Annotated in this window: 17 protein-coding genes; 9 read left to right on the forward strand and 8 right to left on the reverse strand. The window is 60.0% G+C overall.

The genetic code is table 11. The features are described from left to right. Positions 1-17 precede the first annotated feature (17 nt). From L1P08_RS07495 to L1P08_RS07510, 4 genes are all read right to left on the reverse strand, one after another. Positions 18-317 carry a hypothetical protein gene (locus L1P08_RS07495; protein WP_303619377.1) on the reverse strand — a complete coding sequence of 100 codons (300 nt, stop codon included), beginning with the start codon at positions 315-317 and terminating at the stop codon, positions 18-20. A gap of 119 nt (positions 318-436) precedes the next feature. Next, complete coding sequence (locus L1P08_RS07500) at positions 437-664, reverse strand: hypothetical protein (RefSeq protein ID WP_303619378.1); 228 nt, start codon at positions 662-664, stop codon at positions 437-439. A gap of 12 nt (positions 665-676) precedes the next feature. After that, a complete protein-coding gene (locus L1P08_RS07505; protein ID WP_303619379.1) occupies positions 677-1555 on the reverse strand; it encodes a S49 family peptidase in 879 nt (292 codons plus the stop codon). Positions 1556-1603: 48 nt separating this feature from the next. Next, positions 1604-2266: a tRNA1(Val) (adenine(37)-N6)-methyltransferase gene (locus L1P08_RS07510; RefSeq protein WP_303619380.1), complete on the reverse strand. Its 663-nt coding sequence runs from the start codon at positions 2264-2266 to the stop codon at positions 1604-1606. Between the two features lie 218 nt (positions 2267-2484). Here L1P08_RS07510 and L1P08_RS07515 point away from each other — a divergent pair, with 218 nt between their 5' ends. Continuing rightward, positions 2485-3504 (forward strand): polyprenyl synthetase family protein, encoded by a 1020-nt coding sequence (locus L1P08_RS07515; RefSeq protein ID WP_303619381.1) that lies wholly within the window; start codon positions 2485-2487, stop codon positions 3502-3504. Here L1P08_RS07515 and L1P08_RS07520 read toward each other — a convergent pair. The 3 genes from L1P08_RS07520 to L1P08_RS07530 form a co-directional block, all read right to left on the reverse strand. After that, positions 3498-4370 carry a 4-(cytidine 5'-diphospho)-2-C-methyl-D-erythritol kinase gene (locus tag L1P08_RS07520; RefSeq protein WP_303619382.1) on the reverse strand — a complete coding sequence of 291 codons (873 nt, stop codon included), beginning with the start codon at positions 4368-4370 and terminating at the stop codon, positions 3498-3500. The genes L1P08_RS07515 and L1P08_RS07520 overlap by 7 nt on opposite strands. A gap of 39 nt (positions 4371-4409) precedes the next feature. Then, positions 4410-6083: a tetratricopeptide repeat protein gene (locus L1P08_RS07525; protein WP_303619383.1), complete on the reverse strand. Its 1674-nt coding sequence runs from the start codon at positions 6081-6083 to the stop codon at positions 4410-4412. Positions 6084-6174: 91 nt separating this feature from the next. Further along, a complete protein-coding gene (locus L1P08_RS07530) occupies positions 6175-7842 on the reverse strand; it encodes an electron transfer flavoprotein-ubiquinone oxidoreductase (RefSeq protein ID WP_303619384.1) in 1668 nt (555 codons plus the stop codon). Between the two features lie 103 nt (positions 7843-7945). Between L1P08_RS07530 and L1P08_RS07535 the strand changes: the two genes are divergently transcribed. The 6 genes from L1P08_RS07535 (at position 7946) to L1P08_RS07560 (ending at position 14217) form a co-directional block, all read left to right on the forward strand. Then, positions 7946-8788, forward strand: coding sequence for a uracil-DNA glycosylase (locus tag L1P08_RS07535; protein ID WP_368077130.1), 843 nt, complete (start codon positions 7946-7948; stop codon positions 8786-8788). Positions 8789-8947: 159 nt separating this feature from the next. Beyond that, a complete protein-coding gene (locus L1P08_RS07540; protein ID WP_303619385.1) occupies positions 8948-10303 on the forward strand; it encodes an MFS transporter in 1356 nt (451 codons plus the stop codon). A 17-nt stretch (positions 10304-10320) separates the two neighbouring features. Beyond that, complete coding sequence (moaB, locus tag L1P08_RS07545) at positions 10321-10875, forward strand: molybdenum cofactor biosynthesis protein B (RefSeq protein ID WP_303619386.1); 555 nt, start codon at positions 10321-10323, stop codon at positions 10873-10875. A gap of 105 nt (positions 10876-10980) precedes the next feature. Next, positions 10981-12129, forward strand: coding sequence for a PA0069 family radical SAM protein (locus tag L1P08_RS07550; protein WP_303619387.1), 1149 nt, complete (start codon positions 10981-10983; stop codon positions 12127-12129). 183 nt (positions 12130-12312) lie between these two features. After that, complete coding sequence (gene rnhB, locus L1P08_RS07555; protein WP_303619388.1) at positions 12313-12993, forward strand: ribonuclease HII; 681 nt, start codon at positions 12313-12315, stop codon at positions 12991-12993. Positions 12994-13077: 84 nt separating this feature from the next. Beyond that, positions 13078-14217, forward strand: a complete 1140-nt coding sequence (locus L1P08_RS07560; RefSeq protein ID WP_303619389.1) for a site-specific DNA-methyltransferase — start codon at positions 13078-13080, stop codon at positions 14215-14217. Positions 14218-14280: 63 nt separating this feature from the next. On the opposite strand, the gene mutY is transcribed toward L1P08_RS07560, so the two are convergent. Beyond that, positions 14281-15378, reverse strand: coding sequence for an A/G-specific adenine glycosylase (gene mutY, locus L1P08_RS07565; protein ID WP_303619390.1), 1098 nt, complete (start codon positions 15376-15378; stop codon positions 14281-14283). A gap of 60 nt (positions 15379-15438) precedes the next feature. On the opposite strand from mutY, the gene L1P08_RS07570 reads away from it, so the two are divergent. Together L1P08_RS07570 and L1P08_RS07575 are read left to right on the forward strand one after the other, a co-directional pair. Then, positions 15439-15930, forward strand: a complete 492-nt coding sequence (locus tag L1P08_RS07570) for a DUF721 domain-containing protein (RefSeq protein ID WP_303619391.1) — start codon at positions 15439-15441, stop codon at positions 15928-15930. 103 nt (positions 15931-16033) lie between these two features. Beyond that, positions 16034-16681: a thioredoxin domain-containing protein gene (locus tag L1P08_RS07575; protein ID WP_303619392.1), complete on the forward strand. Its 648-nt coding sequence runs from the start codon at positions 16034-16036 to the stop codon at positions 16679-16681. The last annotated feature ends 6 nt before the right edge of the window (positions 16682-16687 follow it).

Below are 16687 nucleotides of genomic sequence, written 5' to 3' on the forward strand. Positions count from 1 at the left end.
GCGCTGCGCGCCCGGTGTTATTCACCGGCTGAATTGATATTTTGAGATAACCGATATCCAGCTAATCTTTTCAGATCTGACCTTTTTAACATGATTTCGGTTAACGAAACTGCGTTCCAACTTCCCGCCGCGCTGGTTCGCCTTTCGCGCTGTCGCGGACAGCAAAAAGGGGAGCCATTTTGGTGCTCCCCTTTGCGGTGTTTGATTTTACGCGAATAGGTTTTGGCGCTTTTGACGGTGCGCTGTCTGAACACCCCGTCGCGCAGGGCCCGAGCCGCCAGATTGGGCGGTTTGGGCAATCCGGGTTTTTGTCGCATCGTGAACTCCTGTCAGATTGCTGGACAGGCTCTATATAGGGTGTTGCCGCGGTTTTTCATCCCCCCACCGCCAAGGGCTGGAACGCCAACAATTCGCCACTGCCAAGATGACACAAGGCCTATCGGCGCGGCCCCTGCCCCTTGTCATCGCCGGAACCGGGGCGGAAGACACCGTCATCGTCCTTTTTCAGGTCAATCACATCCGGGCGGGCGCGTTCCTTGAGGTCACGTTCGTGGGTTTCCTTGTCCAGATCGCGAAAGCGCGCGCGCCAGTCATTGGCGATACGGCGGATGCCGAAATAAACGATAGCGATGAGGGCAGCAAAAACAAAAATGCGAAGGAACATGACGGGCCCTGACTATAAACCGAAGCGGGACCAGAGCGCCCGGTCTTCCAAAGCGGCGATGGTCTCGGAAGCGATTGTTCCGGCGTTGAGCTGGCTCGCAAACGGCAGGCGCGGCAGCTGCAACAGGCCGCGCTTGGGCGCTATTGGCCGCAGGACGAGCTTTTTGCCGAACCGCGCGCGCAAGACCGAGTGCATATCGCCCAGCTCGTCGATCAGGCCGAGGTCAAGACCCCGCATTGCCGTCCACCACTCGCCGGTGAACAAGTCATCGTCATCGCCCTTCAAACGCTCTGCCCGGCGTGCCTTGACGTGGTCGATGAACACCTGGTGGATATCCAGTTCAAAGCCTTTCAGCCGCTCAACATCTTCTGGCTTTTCGGGGACAAAAGGATCGAGGCTGGACTTGTTGCGCCCGGCGGTATGGATGCGCCGTTTGATGCCAAGCTTGGCGATCGCTTCCTCAAAGCCGAAACCGGCATAGATGACGCCGATAGACCCAACGATTGACGAGGGGTCCGCAATGATCACATCACCGGCGACAGCGATGAAATAACCGCCCGAGGCCGCGACATCCTCGACAAAAACCAATACCTGCTTGTCGTGCTCATCGGCCATGTCACGGATCATTTTGGAGATCAGGCGTGACTGCACGGGCGAGCCGCCCGGCGAGTTGATGATAATGGCGATGGCAGGGGCGCGCTTGACGGCAAAAGCCCGTTTCAGCAACGGTTCCACGCTGGCGATATTGAGCCGGCCGGGGCGCTGCTCTGACGAAATGGTGCCCTGCAGCCGAACCACCGGGATTACCGGCTTGTCACGCCCTGTCAGGCGATTTAACCAGTTTCCGGTTCTCGCAGTGCTTTTGCCTGCTTTTTCGAACGCATTCGCCATCAGTTCACTCCCAGTTCTCGCCGCCAATTTAGGTACGCGCAGTACCTGTTACCAGTGCAGGACGTCATTGCCACGGAAAATAGCGTCGACATCGGGCAAAAATCCGTGACCTTCAGCTCCGTGAAGCACGAGCGGTGACTTCAATGTCAGCGGACCGCGAGACCCCTTGATCCCGCGCAGGAGAATACGGCTAGCCGCCGCGCCGGGGCGTGGCACGATGGGCAACAGGGTGAGACTGCCGAAACGGGCATTAAAGGCGGCCAGCAATTCAGCCAGCCCGTCTGCCCGGTAAATGAAAATCACTTCGCCGCGCGGGGCGGCGGCAGCGGCGGCGGTGCGCACCCATTTATCAAGATCGGCATCGTGCATGTGCCGGGCGGCAGCCCGGCCCTGTTCCGGGGCCTTTGTGCCCCCGGCCGCGTCAAAGAAGGGCGGGTTGGCGATAACTGTCGAGAAATAATCTGATCGCAGCCCGGCGGCTGTGCGCGCATTCCCTGCGGCGGTGACATCGAGCGCCAGAGTTGCGGCGCGGCCTGCCATGTCGTTGGCGGCGATATTGTCATTAGCGAGCGCCAGCATATCCGGGTTTTGCTCGGCCAGCCGGGCCTCAAGCGCCGGATTATGGGCCAAAGCGCTCAAAGCGGCGGTGCCGACGCCGCTGCCCAAATCGAGCAGGGTCCGGCTTTGGGCTGCGACACTTGCACCCAGCAATATTGAATCCAAACCCGCTCTAAAACCTGTTTTTGGTTGTAGAATAGCCAGACGCCCCCCAAGAAACGCGTCCAGGGTTGTCGTTTGCGATTTTACAAATCCTGCGCCGTGGTCTAGGGACATTTCATTCACGCTATGAGATTTAGGGCAAGCATAGTGGGTGATAGAACAAATGCCCAACCAGATTAATAGCGTTTATCGACCGGGCTATGGAGCCAATGGTACTCACCGCGACAAAAACAGCGCCAGCTGACAACAGCCAAGGCGCACTCGACAAGCTGGTTTCAGCCACAAACGACAGCATGCAAAAGGTCAATGACTTGATCATTTCGCGTGCGGACTCGCATGTGGAGATTGTGCCTGAACTGGCCCGTTATCTGATTGATGCCGGGGGCAAGCGATTGCGCCCTATGCTGACCCTTGCCGCCGCGGCCATGTTTGGCGGCGCCAATGGCAATGAAATCCGGTTCGCGGGCGCTGTCGAATTCATGCACAATGCAACCCTGTTGCATGACGACGTGGTGGACGAAAGCGACATGCGGCGCGGCAAGCCGGCGGCGCGCAAGGTCTGGGGTAACCAGGCCAGTGTGCTGGTTGGTGACTTCCTGCTCGGCCAGGCGTTTTTGATGATGGTGGAAGCCAATGACATCGAGGCGCTTGGTGTGTTGTCGCGCGCGGCGGCGGTGATTGCCGAGGGCGAAGTGTTCCAGCTGTCGAAGGCCAAGGACCTCAATACCAGCGCTGACGATTATTTTCAGGTGATACGCGCCAAGACCGCGACACTGTTTGAGGCGGCGACCGAAGTGGGTGCCATGGCCGGTGGCGCCAATGCCGCTGAGCGGCGCACGCTGGGCGATTACGGGCTGGCGCTGGGCCGGGCCTTTCAGCTGATCGATGATGTGCTCGACTATGGCGGCGTTGCGGGCACGCTGGGCAAAAATACCGGAGATGACCTGCGCGAGGGCAAGATGACCTTGCCGGTGATCCTGGCCCTGCAATCGGCTGATGACGACGAACGGGCGCTGATTGCGCAAGGGCTTGGCAATGCCGACGCGGATGCGGACATGCTGGCTGGCATTATCGCCATTATGGAAAAATACGGTGCCTTGCAGCAATCGCTGGAAGAGGCGGAGCGGGCTGTTGCATCGGCCCATGCCTCGCTTGAGCAATTGCCCGAGAGCGAAATGCGGGCACTTTTGGCCGGTGTTGCGGATTTCTGTCTGGCGCGCGCCTATTGAACGGGTGCGGCCGCGACCCAGAAGTCCGGCCATATTTCCCTGATGTCATGGGCGGCCTGATGCGCCTCGGCGCTTGAGCCATAAAGCCCGAACACGGTGGCGCCCGAACCGGACATGCGGGCGGCAACGCAGCCGCGTGTGCTGCCAAGTTTTCCGATAATTTCGCCGATCACGGGCGCTGTCTCTATGGCCGCTTCCTCAAGATCATTGCGGGTCTGTTCGAGCCAGAGCGCCAAAAGGGAAATGTGTTCCGGCGGCGCATCGAAGGCTGGCAGGGCTGCGTTATTACGCTGCCGCAGACGGCGGAATATGTCGGCCGTCGCTATCGGGACAAGCGGGTTCACCAAGACGACGTGACAGGCGGGGAAGCGCGGCAGCGGCCTGACCACTTCGCCGACGCCTGCGGCAATGCAGGCGCTCGACAACAGGCATACGGGCACATCAGCGCCAAGGGAGGCCGCGATGGCGGAGAGCGCCGCCGGATCGATCTCGTGAACGCTCAGGCTGGCCAGCAGCCGCAACGCCGCTGCCGCATCCGCCGACCCACCACCAATGCCGGCGGCAACCGGCAGGTTCTTGGTCAGTTCGATGGCAATGCCATGGGAAATGGCGTCCGGCCAGCGCGCCCTGAAGGCGGTTATTGCCTTGAAAACCAGATTGGACTGCCCGGTGGTCAGCGCCTCGGCAAACGGGCCGTTTAGCGTGAGACTGTCATCGCCGGAAACCGCACGGGCCTGAAGTTCGTCGGCGACGCCGGCGAAAACCACCAGACTTTCCAGATCGTGATAGCCATCGGCGCGCCTGCCGGTGACGTGCAAAGCCAGATTGATCTTGGCAGGGGCCGTTTCGAAAAAGCTATCGCGCATGGGCTGGCCCGGGCTGGAAGGGGTTGGGCGACATCGCGCCTAATCGACTGACGCTTCGAGCCCGTTGGCGAGTTTGAGTGTGGCCCGTTCGGTTACCTCCGGCCGATCGCCGAGTGTTGCGGCGATCTTCCACTGGAAACGCGCCTCCAGCTTGCGCCCGGCGGCCCAGTAGGCATCCCCGAGATGATCGTTGATTTCCGGATCATTGGGGCGCAGCTGCACGGCCTGCTCGAGGGTGACCACGGCTTCTTCAGCACGCCCCAGCTTGTAATAGGCCCAGCCCAGACTATCGACGATATAGCCATCGGTGGGGCTTGAATTGACGGCTTCGCGGATCATTTCCAGCGCGCGCTTCAGATTGATGCCCTTGTCGACCCAGACATAGCCCAGATAGTTGAGCACGGAGGGGTGACCGGGGTTCAGCTTCAGCGCCTTGAGAAAGTCAGCCTCGGCCGCATCCCATTCGCCAGCGCGCTCACCGGCAATGCCGCGCACGTAATAGAAACGCCAGTCCCGCGGGCGTTCACCGCCGGTAATTTCGAGCGCCCGGGTGTAGGCCTCGATCGCTTCCATATAGCGCTCGTCATAGCGGTACATATCACCCAGAACAGAGACGGCATCGAGATTATCGGGCTGGGCGGCGGCGATGTTCTTGAGGCGGCGAATGGCTTCGGAACGATCCCCCAGCGCATCGATATTCTCGGCTATGCGCACGCCGGCTGCGACCTTCATGGGCGAACCGGACAGAAGTCTTTCGTAAATCTTATTGGCCATCGCATGGCGGCCGGCATCATCCAGCAACTGGCCAAGTGCCATGGCCAGCACGTCGGAATCGGGGTCCAGATAAAGACCGAGCCGCAAGAAGACGACGGCGATATCACCCGACCCGTCCCGCGACAGTGCCGAGCCGATGCCGTGGAACATTTCGGCCGCACCCGCCTGGGCGCTGGCCGCGAGCTTGCCGGGCCGGAAATCGCGGGCAACAGCCTCGCGCACCTGGTCGATTACCGGATGGGTCAGGCCTTCATCGTCATAGGCGGCGAGAATTTTGCGGGCATCGTCAAAGCGCCCGGCATTGCCCAGCATGCGCGCGTAAGCCTCAACAATACGGGCGACATAGGGGTCGGCTTCATAGGCCATATCGGCATAGCCGATTGCGGCCTCACGCTCTCCGGCGACATCGGCCATCAGGGCGCGGTGAAACACGAGGAACTCGTCGAGACCGCCACGGCCCAGATCATCAAGCAGGTCCTGGGAGGCGACATACTCGCCTTTCGCCACCAGCGCCCAGGCGTGCAGAATGCCGGCGGTGATGCCCACAAAGCTTGAGGTATTGACGCTTTTCAGCTCGGTGACGGCGGAGGTATAGCGGCGCTCCTTGAGGGCGGCGGTGCCCATGAGCAAATGCGCAAGTTCGTTGCCGGGGGCCAGTTCTAGCAAGTGCTGGCCAATCGCTGCGGCATCATCAATGCGGCCATCGGCGGCCAGGGCCACGAAGGCGCGTTCGACAATCGCGGGGTTTTCCCAATCGGCCTGGGCGGCGTCGAGGAAATAGCGCGAGGCGTCTTCTGTGCGCAAATCCCGGAAGGCTTCCTGCCCTGCAAGAAAACTGCCCGAGATGCTGGGCGAGCGGAGCGGCATGGCAGACTGCGCAAAAGCGGCCTGTCCCGACAGCAGGACAACCAGCGTGAACAGGCAGGACCGAAGGCGCATAAAATTTGTCACAGGTTTTGGGTCTCCACAGGAGCAAATGGTGTCGCGGCAAAGATTGGCCATTTTACGGCCAACCGCAAGAGACGAAGGCTTACATTCCCGCGTAGTTTGGCCCGCTGCCCCCCTCGGGCGGCACCCAATTGATGTTTTGCGCGGGATCCTTGATGTCGCAGGTCTTGCAATGCACGCAATTGGCCGCGTTTATCCGGAAGACGGGCTTGCCGCCCTCCTCTGCCAGTTCATAAACCCCGGCAGGGCAATAAAGCGGCGCGGGCTCGCCGAAAATCGGCAGGTTATCGCGGATGGGCACTTCGGGATCGGCAAGGCGCAAATGCACCGGCTGATCCTCGTCATGGGCAAGGTTGGCGAGAAAAACCGAGGCGGGTTTGTCGAATGTGGTCACCCCATCGGGGCGGGGATAGTCGAGATGCGGCTGCAAACCCTTGGGCTCGGTTGTCTCGAAATCCGCCCGGCGATGCCTGAGGGTGCCGAACATGGTCACGCTGAGCAGCGCGCCCAGCCACATTTCGACGCCGCCAAGGAAAACGCCGAGCAAGGTGCCATAGCGCCCCCAGAGAGGTTTCACGTTGCGTACAGGGCGCAATTCACGCGCAATGCCGGAGGCCATTGTGGCCTGCTGCAGGGTCTCCAGCCGGTCATTGGCACGTCCGGCGGCCAGTGCGGCGGCAACCGCTTCGGCAGCGGCCATGCCCGAGCGCATGGCGGAATGAATGCCCTTGAGGCGCGGCACATTCATGAAACCTGCGGAACAGCCGATCAGCGCGCCGCCGGGAAAGGCGAGGTCGGGGATGGATTGCCAGCCGCCAGAGGTCAGCGCGCGGGCACCATAGGACACGCGCGTGCCATTGCTGATGGTTTTGGCCACTGCCGGATGGGTCTTGAAGCGCTGGAACTCACCAAAGGGCGAGAGTGTGGGGTTGGCGTAGTCGAGATAGGTGACGAAGCCGAGATAAACCTTGTTGTCCGCAGCATGATAAAGAAAGCCGCCGCCGCTGGTCTTGTTGTCGAGCGGCCAGCCCATGAAATGCTCGATCTTGCCTTCGTGGTGCTGATCGGCCGGGATTTCCCAGATTTCCTTGATGCCAAGGCTGTATTTTTGCGGGGATTTGCCCTTGTCCAGTTCAAACCGCCCAATCAGCTTTTTGGCGAGTGAGCCACGGGCCCCCTCCCCGATCAGGGTATATTTGGCCTTGAGCGCAATACCCTGCGCATAGCCGTCTTTTGGCGTGCCATCGGCCGCGACACCAAGATCGCCGGTAATAATGCCCTCAACCGCCCCCTCGGCATTGGTGATCACGTCCACCGCCGGGGTCATGGGATAGATTTCAACGCCCAGGGCCTCGGCTTCGCCCGCCAGCCATTTGCACAATTCACCCAGGCTGATGATCACCCCGTTCCGGGTTTTCATTTGCGGCGGCAGCAGAAAATTGGGGAAAGTGAATGCGCCCTTTTCGGTCAGGAAACGGAAATGGTCATCCTTGACTTGCGGACCGACCGGCGCGCCCTTTGTCCGCCAGTCCGGGATCAGCTCATCCAGCCCCACAGGGTCAAGCACCGCACCGGAAAGGATGTGCCCCCCCACTTCGGCGGATTTTTCCACCACGGTGACCGCGATTTCGCTGCCTTGCAGCGCGGCCTGCTGTTTCAGACGAATCGCTGCAGCAAGGCCGGCAGGACCGGCACCCACGATCAGAACATCGGTCGACATGGTCTCGCGTGCGGGCTCTTCTGCAAGCATTTGGTCGGGCTCCTGGCTCATATTTCCCCGTTTTTCTTTTTAGCAGCAGATTGCCGCTGCCGCATGCTGGCGGCCAGATCAGGGCTGTGACATAACAGACATCATGATGGCAAATCGACCCTCAAGTGATGCAAATCCGTTCGCGCTGCTCGACTGGTATCGGGCGGCGGGTGTGGATTTGGCTGTCGGCGAACTGCCTCAGGACCGGTTTAAAAGTTCGATCAAACCTGCCAAGGCGCAGGCGGACAAGCCCGACGCGGCCGTTCGCAACCCGGTGCCGCCCCCTGCCAGCATGCAGGCCGCACCGCCCGAAGCCCCGACAGCGCCGCTGAATGCCGACCCTGAAGCTGCCCGTGAGCTGGCGGCAAAAGCTCAGACACTTGAAGCACTTGAGGAAAGCCTGCGCAATTACGATGGTTGCGCCCTCAAACTGCGCGCCACGCAACTGGTATTTGCCGACGGCAATCCCGAAGCGGATGTGATGGTGATTGGCGAAGCGCCGGGCCGGGACGAGGATTTGCAGGGCAAGCCGTTTGTGGGGCGGTCCGGCCAATTGCTCGATCGGATGCTGGCGGCCATCGGCCTCGACCGGAACACGGTTTACATCGCCAATACCGTGCCTTGGCGCCCGCCCGGCAACCGCACCCCCACCCCGGCGGAAATCGCGACCTGCCTGCCGTTTTTGCACAGGCAAATTGCTTTGGTGGCACCAAAATTCATTATCACGGTCGGGGCACCGGCCGCACAGACCCTGTTTGACACCAAAACGGCCATTTCGCGCTTGCGCGGGCAATGGCAGGTGCTCGAAATAGCAGGGCTTTCGGTCAGGGCGATGCCGACCCTGCATCCGGCATTTCTGCTGCGCCAGCCGGCGCAGAAACAATTGGCATGGCGGGATTTGCTGGCATTGCGGCAGGCCATGGACGCCGAAAACACGTCACAATAACGCCATTGGTGCATCGCACCCTTGAATTTTACGGCTCAAAGTGAACAGGCTTTAGCTTGTGTGAATGTACGTCCCGCCGCGGGACGTCTTCTGATTGGTCATCTATGCCGTCCGATTGAGGGGAACACCTCCGGGCCCGGCGGAAATACGAAAGCGCTCATGTCTGATATTGTGAAAGTCTCCGCGCTATTGCTCGGCTCCGCCCTATTGATGTTTGCCGGGGGCCTGCAGGGACTGCTCATTTCCATTCGCGGCGGCGAGGAAGGCTTTTCGCTGCTCGCGCTCGGCCTGATCGGCACCAGCTGGTCTGTGGGCTATATTGCGGGCACGTTTGTTGTGCCGGGCATGGTGAGCCGTGTCGGCCATATCCGTTCGTTTTCCGTCATGGCGGCGCTGGCCTCCATGGTCATCCTGTTCAACCTGCTGTTTATCGAACAGACCTCGTGGATCGTGCTCAGGGCCTTTTCCGGGTTCTGCTTTGCCGGTGCGGCGATGATCGTTGAAAGCTGGCTGAATGAAGTGACCACCAGCGAACGGCGCGGCACGGTGTTTGCCTCCTATATGATGGCCAATTTCACCTTCTCGACGGCCGGACAGATGATTATCGCGGCTACCGGTGTGCAGGGCTATTTGCCATTTGTCATCGGCGCTTTGGGCTTTGCCCTTGCTGTATTGCCAACGGCGCTGACCGTCAGCGCGCAGCCACGGCCCCTGGCGCGCGCCAAGCTGGATATCGGGCTTTTGTTTCGCACCTCGCCCATTGCGGTGATCGCGACCCTTGGGGCGGGCATGGCGGGGGGTGCGTTTGGCACGCTGGCCCCGGTTTATGGCATTCAGATCGGGCTGGACAGCGCCACCATCGCCTATTTGATGAGCCTTTCGGTTGTGATCAGCGCGGTGGGGCAAATGCCCATTGGCCGGCTGTCGGACACGATGGACCGGCGCATTGTGCTGGTTGGGGTGAGCGCTGCGGCGGCGGCTTCGGGCATTTTTCTTCTGATTTTCAATCCGGGTGATGGCTGGCTGCTCTGGGCGATGTTTGCCCTTTACGGGATCGGCGCGAATTCGATTTATCCGGTCGCGGCCGCCCATGCGAACGACTTTGCGCAGGACGGCGAATATGCGCGCATCGCCTCCAGTCTTATTCTGTTGTTCGGTGTGGGGCTGGCGACGGGCCCGCTTTTCGCCTCGATGGCGATGGCGCTGATCTCGCCGGTCGGGCTGTTTCTGGTCACAGCCATGGTGCATGGTGTTGTTGCCATATTCGCGGTTATCCGCATCGGCCTGCGCAAACCGGCAACCGAGGAAGAGCGCAATCCGTTCCATATGCAAGTCGACGTCAAGGGTGCCACCATGCAGACTGTGGTGCTCAACCCGCAGGTTGAGGCCGACGAGGTTCTCGACGAAATGACGGAGCCGGGGGATGAATATATTCCGCCCGAACGTGACGATGTGGATGAAAACGATATGGACAATGACGACATCACAGACGAAGTGATGGCTGACAAAACCTGATTGCCGGAGCGCTGCACATGTTCACCTCTGAACTCGACATGTCGAAAGACTTCATTCCGCTGACCATCGCGGTTGTGGCCGTTTCGGACACGCGTGACCTTGAAAGCGACACAGCCGGTGCGCTGCTGAAAACCATGCTGGAGGCGGATGGCCACAAATGCGCGGCGCGGGCGGTGGTGCCCGATGATGTTCAGCTGATCCGGGCGCAGGTGCAGGCATGGGTGGCTGACCCCGAGATTGACGCAGTGCTGACAACGGGGGGCACCGGCTTTTCCGGGCGCGATGTGACGCCTGAGGCCATGGAACCGTTGTTCGACAAGCGCATGGACGGTTTTTCGGTGCTGTTTCACCAGTATTCAGCAACCAAAATCGGCACGTCGAGCATTCAAAGCCGGGCGACGGCGGGATTGATTGGCACCACTTTTGTGTTCTGCCTGCCCGGCTCGCGGGGGGCCTGCCGGGACGCATGGGAAGGCATTTTGCGGGCGCAGCTCGATAACCGGCACAAACCGTGCAATTTTGTCGAGGTGATGCCCCGGCTGGCGGCGCGTGACGGGGTAACCCCCAAATAGGTTTTTGCACTAAAGTTCTTGTTTTGTTCCAATTTGCGTACTAGTTCTAACGAGCGGTTAACAGCGGCCTGATTCTGGCGGCGGACCCACCGCAGGGAGAACGTGATGGCCAGTTCGGTACAACCCAATTTTGAAACGCTCGAACGCCTTTCCAAAAGCGCGGACGCGGATTTGACGCGCCATATATTGCTGGACCCCAAGCGCAATCGCGGGCGCGGGGCACAGAACAACGTGTCTGGCCGGTTCGAGCGTGAAGCGCGCGAAGAATTTGACGATGGCTGGGACACAGCAGAACCGCTGCCGATTTTCGAGACGCATGAACATGTCGAGAAAGCCAAATCGGTTATTTCGAAAAACGACAGCCCCGATATTGGCTTTGACCGCTCGATCAACCCCTATCGTGGGTGCGAGCATGGCTGCTCTTATTGTTTTGCGCGCCCGACCCATGCCTATCTCGGCCTGTCGGCGGGGCTGGATTTCGAGCGCGAAATTTATGTGAAGGTGAATGCGGCGGAGCTGTTGCGGCGCGAATTGTCCAATCCGCGCTACAAGGTGAAACCCATTGCCATTGGCACCAATACCGACCCCTATCAACCGGCGGAACGCAAGCACAAGATCATGCGCTCTATTCTGGAAGTGCTGCTGGAAACCCGGCATCCGGTGAGCATTGTCACCAAATCGGCGCTGGTTGTGCGCGACCTCGATATTCTCAGCGAAATGGCAAAGCACAATCTGGTTTCGGTGGGGATCAGCATTACCTCGATGGATCACAAGCTTTCGCGGCTGATGGAGCCGCGTGCATCGGCCCCGGCACGGCGGCTGGAAGCGCTGCGACTGCTCTCTGCGGCGGGCATTCCCACAATGGTGATGGCCGCGCCGATGGTGCCGGCGATCAATGATATGGAACTGGAACGCATTCTTGACGCCGCCAAGGCGCAAGGGGCGCAAGCCGCCTCAATGATCCTTTTGCGCCTGCCCGGCGAGGTGCGCGATGTCTTCCGGGAGTGGCTGTTCCGGCATTATCCGGGCAAATTGCGCCATGTGCTCTCGCTGGTGCGCAGCACACGGGGTGGCCGGGACAATGACCCGCGTTTCGGCTCGCGCATGACCGGTGAAGGGCCTTATGCGACCATGTTGCGGCAGCGGTTCGAGAAGGCATGCGAACGCTATGAACTGAAAAAGCGCCTGCCCACCCTGCGCTCGGACCTGTTTGAGGCGCCAAGAGCGGACCAGGAGCAGCTGAGCCTGTTTTAGATTAGTGGATTTGGGGCACCTGTCATTCCCGCCTGCGCGGGAATGACGTTGGGGGTGCGCTGAAGACTTTGCAAACTCTCATCCTGAGCTTGTCGAAGGACGCGGGTTTCAGCACCGGGCTTGTTGTCCATCCTTTGACGGGCTCAGGATGAGGTTCAGCGAAAGGACGGGCGGAAAAGGGGCATGCCGGGACTGGCCCCACCCGTTGCGAAGCGGCATGGTGCGGGTATGGCAAAATCCGATTCGACACCTGGTCCCGATTTCTCGATTGAACATGCGCTGATGGCGGGTGGTCTGCGCCGGATTGCCGGTGTCGATGAAGCGGGGCGCGGGCCGCTGGCGGGGCCGGTTGTGGTATCCGCCGTGGTGCTGGACCCGGCCAATATTCCCCAAGGGCTCAATGATTCCAAAAAGCTGACGCCGAAAAGGCGCGATGCCCTGTTTGAGGCGATCATGGCGACGGCGGAAGTGTCGATTATCACCGCGCCGCCAAAAATCATCGATTTGCTCAATATTCGCGGCGCGACGCTTTGGGGCATGTGCCAGGCGGTATTGGGGCTTTCTGCGACGCCGGACCATGTGCTGATTGACGGGCGCGATATTCCAGAAGGTCTGCCCTGCCCAGCCGATTATCTGATTGGCGGTGACGGGCGCAGCGTTTCCATCGCGGCGGCTTCGATTATTGCCAAGGTGATGCGGGACCGGATGTGCCCGATCATGGATAGCGATCATCCCGGGTTCAGCTTTGCCAAACACAAAGGCTATGGCACGGCCGTGCATATGAGCGCGCTCACCGCGCTGGGGCCGACCGATCACCATCGCAAAAGCTTTGCACCGGTGCTGGCGGCAACGCGTTCCGCTTAACGCTTCATTTACCCTAACCTTTAGGCCGGATTTAACCCTAAGCCGGTACAAACGCCTTGTTAGTATTGCGTTAGGGTTAAGTGTATGTTGCGTACCGAACGTAGTCCGGGCTTTGTCAAAGCGCCGGGTTCAGAGCAAGGCTCTCTCCCCATCGACACCATTCTGGTGGGCGATTGCATTGATCACATGAACAGCCTGCCCGAGGGCTCGGTTGATCTGATTTTTGCCGATCCGCCCTATAACCTGCAGCTGGATCAGGGGCTCACACGCCCGGACCAGTCCAAGGTTGATGCGGTGGATGATGACTGGGACAAGTTTGACAGTTTTGCCCATTATGATGCCTTCACCAATGCCTGGCTGAAAGCGGCCCGGCGGGTGCTGAAGCCGGATGGGGCGATCTGGGTGATTGGCTCGTACCACAATATTTTCCGCGTTGGCACGGCACTGCAGAATCTCGATTTCTGGATGCTGAACGATGTGATCTGGCGCAAGGCCAACCCGATGCCGAATTTTCGCGGCACGCGGTTTACCAATGCGCATGAGACGCTGATCTGGGCGTCGCGCAGCCAGAAGAGCAAAGTAACATTTAATTACGAAGCGCTGAAACTGGCCAATGATGACACGCAGATGCGGTCTGACTGGCTGTTTCCCATCTGTACCGGGGCTGAGCGGCTCAAGGGGGATGATGATGAAAAAGTGCATCCGACCCAGAAGCCCGAAGCGCTGCTTTATCGCATTCTGACGGCGACCACCCGGCCGGGCGATGTGGTGCTCGATCCGTTCTTTGGGACCGGCACAACCGGGGCGGTGGCGAAAAAGCTGGGCCGGCATTTCATCGGTATCGAACGCGAGAATGTTTATATCAACGCCGCGTTGAAGCGCATTGCCAGCGTGAATCCGCTGAGCGGCGAGGCGCTTTCTGTGACGACGCCGAAGCGCGCCGCGCCGCGTGTCGCCTTCGGATCTCTGGTCGAACAGGGAATGATTGCGCCGGGGACGGAACTTTTTGACGCGCGCAAACGTTACTCTGCCATGGTCCGCGCTGATGGTTCGCTCAGTGCAGACAAGCACAGCGGTTCGATCCACCGGGTCGGGGCGCTGGTTCAGGGGGCAGAAGCCTGCAATGGCTGGACCTTCTGGCACTTCAAAAAGGGCAATACCCTGTTGCCGATTGACGAATTGCGCTCTGAAATTCGCGCCCAAATGGAAAAAATTTCCGCCTGACGATGACCTCCAACTCTCCCAGGCTATTCAAGCCGCCGGTTCCCAACAACCGGCGGCTTTTTTCTATTCTGCGGCTGGATCGGGCAGTTCGTCGATCCCGCTCATGGCGAGGACTTTGCGGAACAGGCTGGGCAAGGCTTCATTGCCAAGATTTTCCGGCGCACTCCACCAGCCGTCCGACCCGGCCATATCCCCGGTCAGCTGGAGATGCCAGACGTCCAGTTCGAGCCGGAAATGGGTGAAGACGTGGATGACCCGGCCCTTGTTCTGCCAGTTCCCTTTAAGGGGAAAGGCGGGTTCGCCGGGTTGATGATCCCAATGGGAGCCAGGCACTTCCGTCATTTTCGCAAGCAGGCCTTTTTCTGGCCGCTGCTGCAGCCAGACCGCGCCATCGGGCCGGGTCAAAACAAAGGCGTGGCCGAACCTTGTGGGGCGTTCGGCCTTGACCGGTTTGACCGGGAAATCGGTGGGGCGGCCACTGGCAAAGCCCATGCATCCGGCTTGTAGCGGGCACAGCATGCAGGAGGCCGCGCGGGGCGCGCAAAGGGTTGCGCCAAGATCCATCATTGCCTGGGCGAAATCCCCGGCCCGTTCGGGCACGGCGCGCTGCACCTCGGTTCGCACACGGGGCTTGTCCTCGCGCACCGGCACATCAAGCGCGATATAGCGGGCGATGACCCGGTCAACATTGCCATCAACTACGGCTATCCGTTCGTCATGGCAGATCGCTGAAATTGCCGCTGCTGTATAAGGGCCGATGCCGGGCAAGGCCTGCAAGCCATCGGAGGTGGCGGGGAAAACCCCGCCCAGTTCAGTGGCGACCTTTACCGCGCAGGCATGCAGGTTGCGGGCGCGGGCGTAATAGCCAAGCCCGGCCCATTCCACCAGCACATCATCAAGAGGCGCATTGGCGAGCGCTGCGACATCTGGCCAGCGCGTGGTGAACCGGTGAAAATAATCACCCACTGTTGCCACGGTGGTTTGCTGCAACATGATTTCGCTCAGCCAGACGCGATAAGGGTCGGGACGCACCCCACGGGCGCGATCAGCGGGTGCGGTTCGCCAGGGCAAAGTGCGCGCATGCCGGTCATACCAGGCGAGAAGCGCCTTGGCATTAAGCGGGGCAGTTGCGGGCTTTTGTCTGGCGGTCGATTGAGGCATTATGCGCGCACCAAACGCCAAGGCTTGTTTTTGTGCAAGCAATGAATGGATTTCATCCCCATGGCCGACAAGAAACCGAAAGACAAGCGGGCCAACAGAACATTGGGCCTGAGCGAAGCCATAAGCGGGGCGATTGACCCTGTGTTCCGCAAACGGGGGTTTGCCAGCCGCGACATTATTACAAACTGGGCCTCCATCGCGCCTGTGCCCTATGACAAGGTGGCGATACCGGACAAGCTGATGTGGCCGCGCGGCAAGGCGGGGGCGGAAGGGGCGATCCTTTTTCTGCGCTGCGCTGAAAGCCATCGGCTGGGGCTGGCGCATGAGGGGGCTGCGGTGGCCGCCGCCATCAACCGGTATTTCGGCTATGTGCTCGTGGGGGCTGTGAAATTGTCCGCTGAACCGTTCACCCCCGGTTCAGGCATCAAAGGCGATAAACGTGATGAACCACGCCCCGAAACCCGGCGAGCGGTGAATGAAGCGATTGCCGGGGTTGAGGACGAAGGCATCAGGGAAGCCTTGCGCCGATTGGGGCATGGTCTGCTTAAGTGAACAGACTGATCACCGGGTGTTGAACGAAAGCCCAAGTTTCACCCTGTTGCTGCCGCAAAGCATATGCTTAGTGTCAGCGAAACAACTGAGATGGAGTTAATCAGTGACCGTTAATCGCCGTAATGCCATGATCCTGACCGCTGGCGCTTCCTTTGCCAGCCTGACTGGATTCAGCCCGTCCTTCGCTGCAGAGGGCGATACCTATGACATCGCCAAAATCATGGCGCCTAAAGGCATGGCAGACCGGCCGATCGGCGGCACTGACGCCAAGGTGACAATGATTGAATATGCCTCCCCGACATGTTCGCATTGCGCCGCCTTTGCAGTGAACGTTTATCCGACACTGAAGCAAGACTATATCGACACGGGCAAGATCACCTTCATCATGCGGCCGTTTGTCCGCAATGTGCTGGATGCGGTCGTCTTCATGCTGGCGGCAACGGCCGAGGATAATGAGACCTATGCGAGCATTTTGCACACCTTCTTTGAAACACAGGCGCAGTGGGCATTGTCGGACAAGCCGCGGGATGCAATTCTCGCGATTGCGTTGCAACTCGGGTTTACTGAGGAAAGCTTTGAGGCTGCCTTGACGAATCAGGAGCTGTTCGCCGGGATGGAAACCTTGCGTACGCAGGCTCTCGATGAATTCGATCTTACGGGAACACCGACGTTCTATATTAATGGTAAGCAGATTTCCGGAGACAAATCGCTTGAGGATCTGGCCGCTGAAATTGATCCCCAGCTCGGCTAGCACGTT

The organism is Mariluticola halotolerans, from assembly GCF_021611515.1.
In the GTDB taxonomy this organism is placed as follows: Bacteria; Pseudomonadota; Alphaproteobacteria; order Rhizobiales; family Devosiaceae; genus Mariluticola; species Mariluticola halotolerans.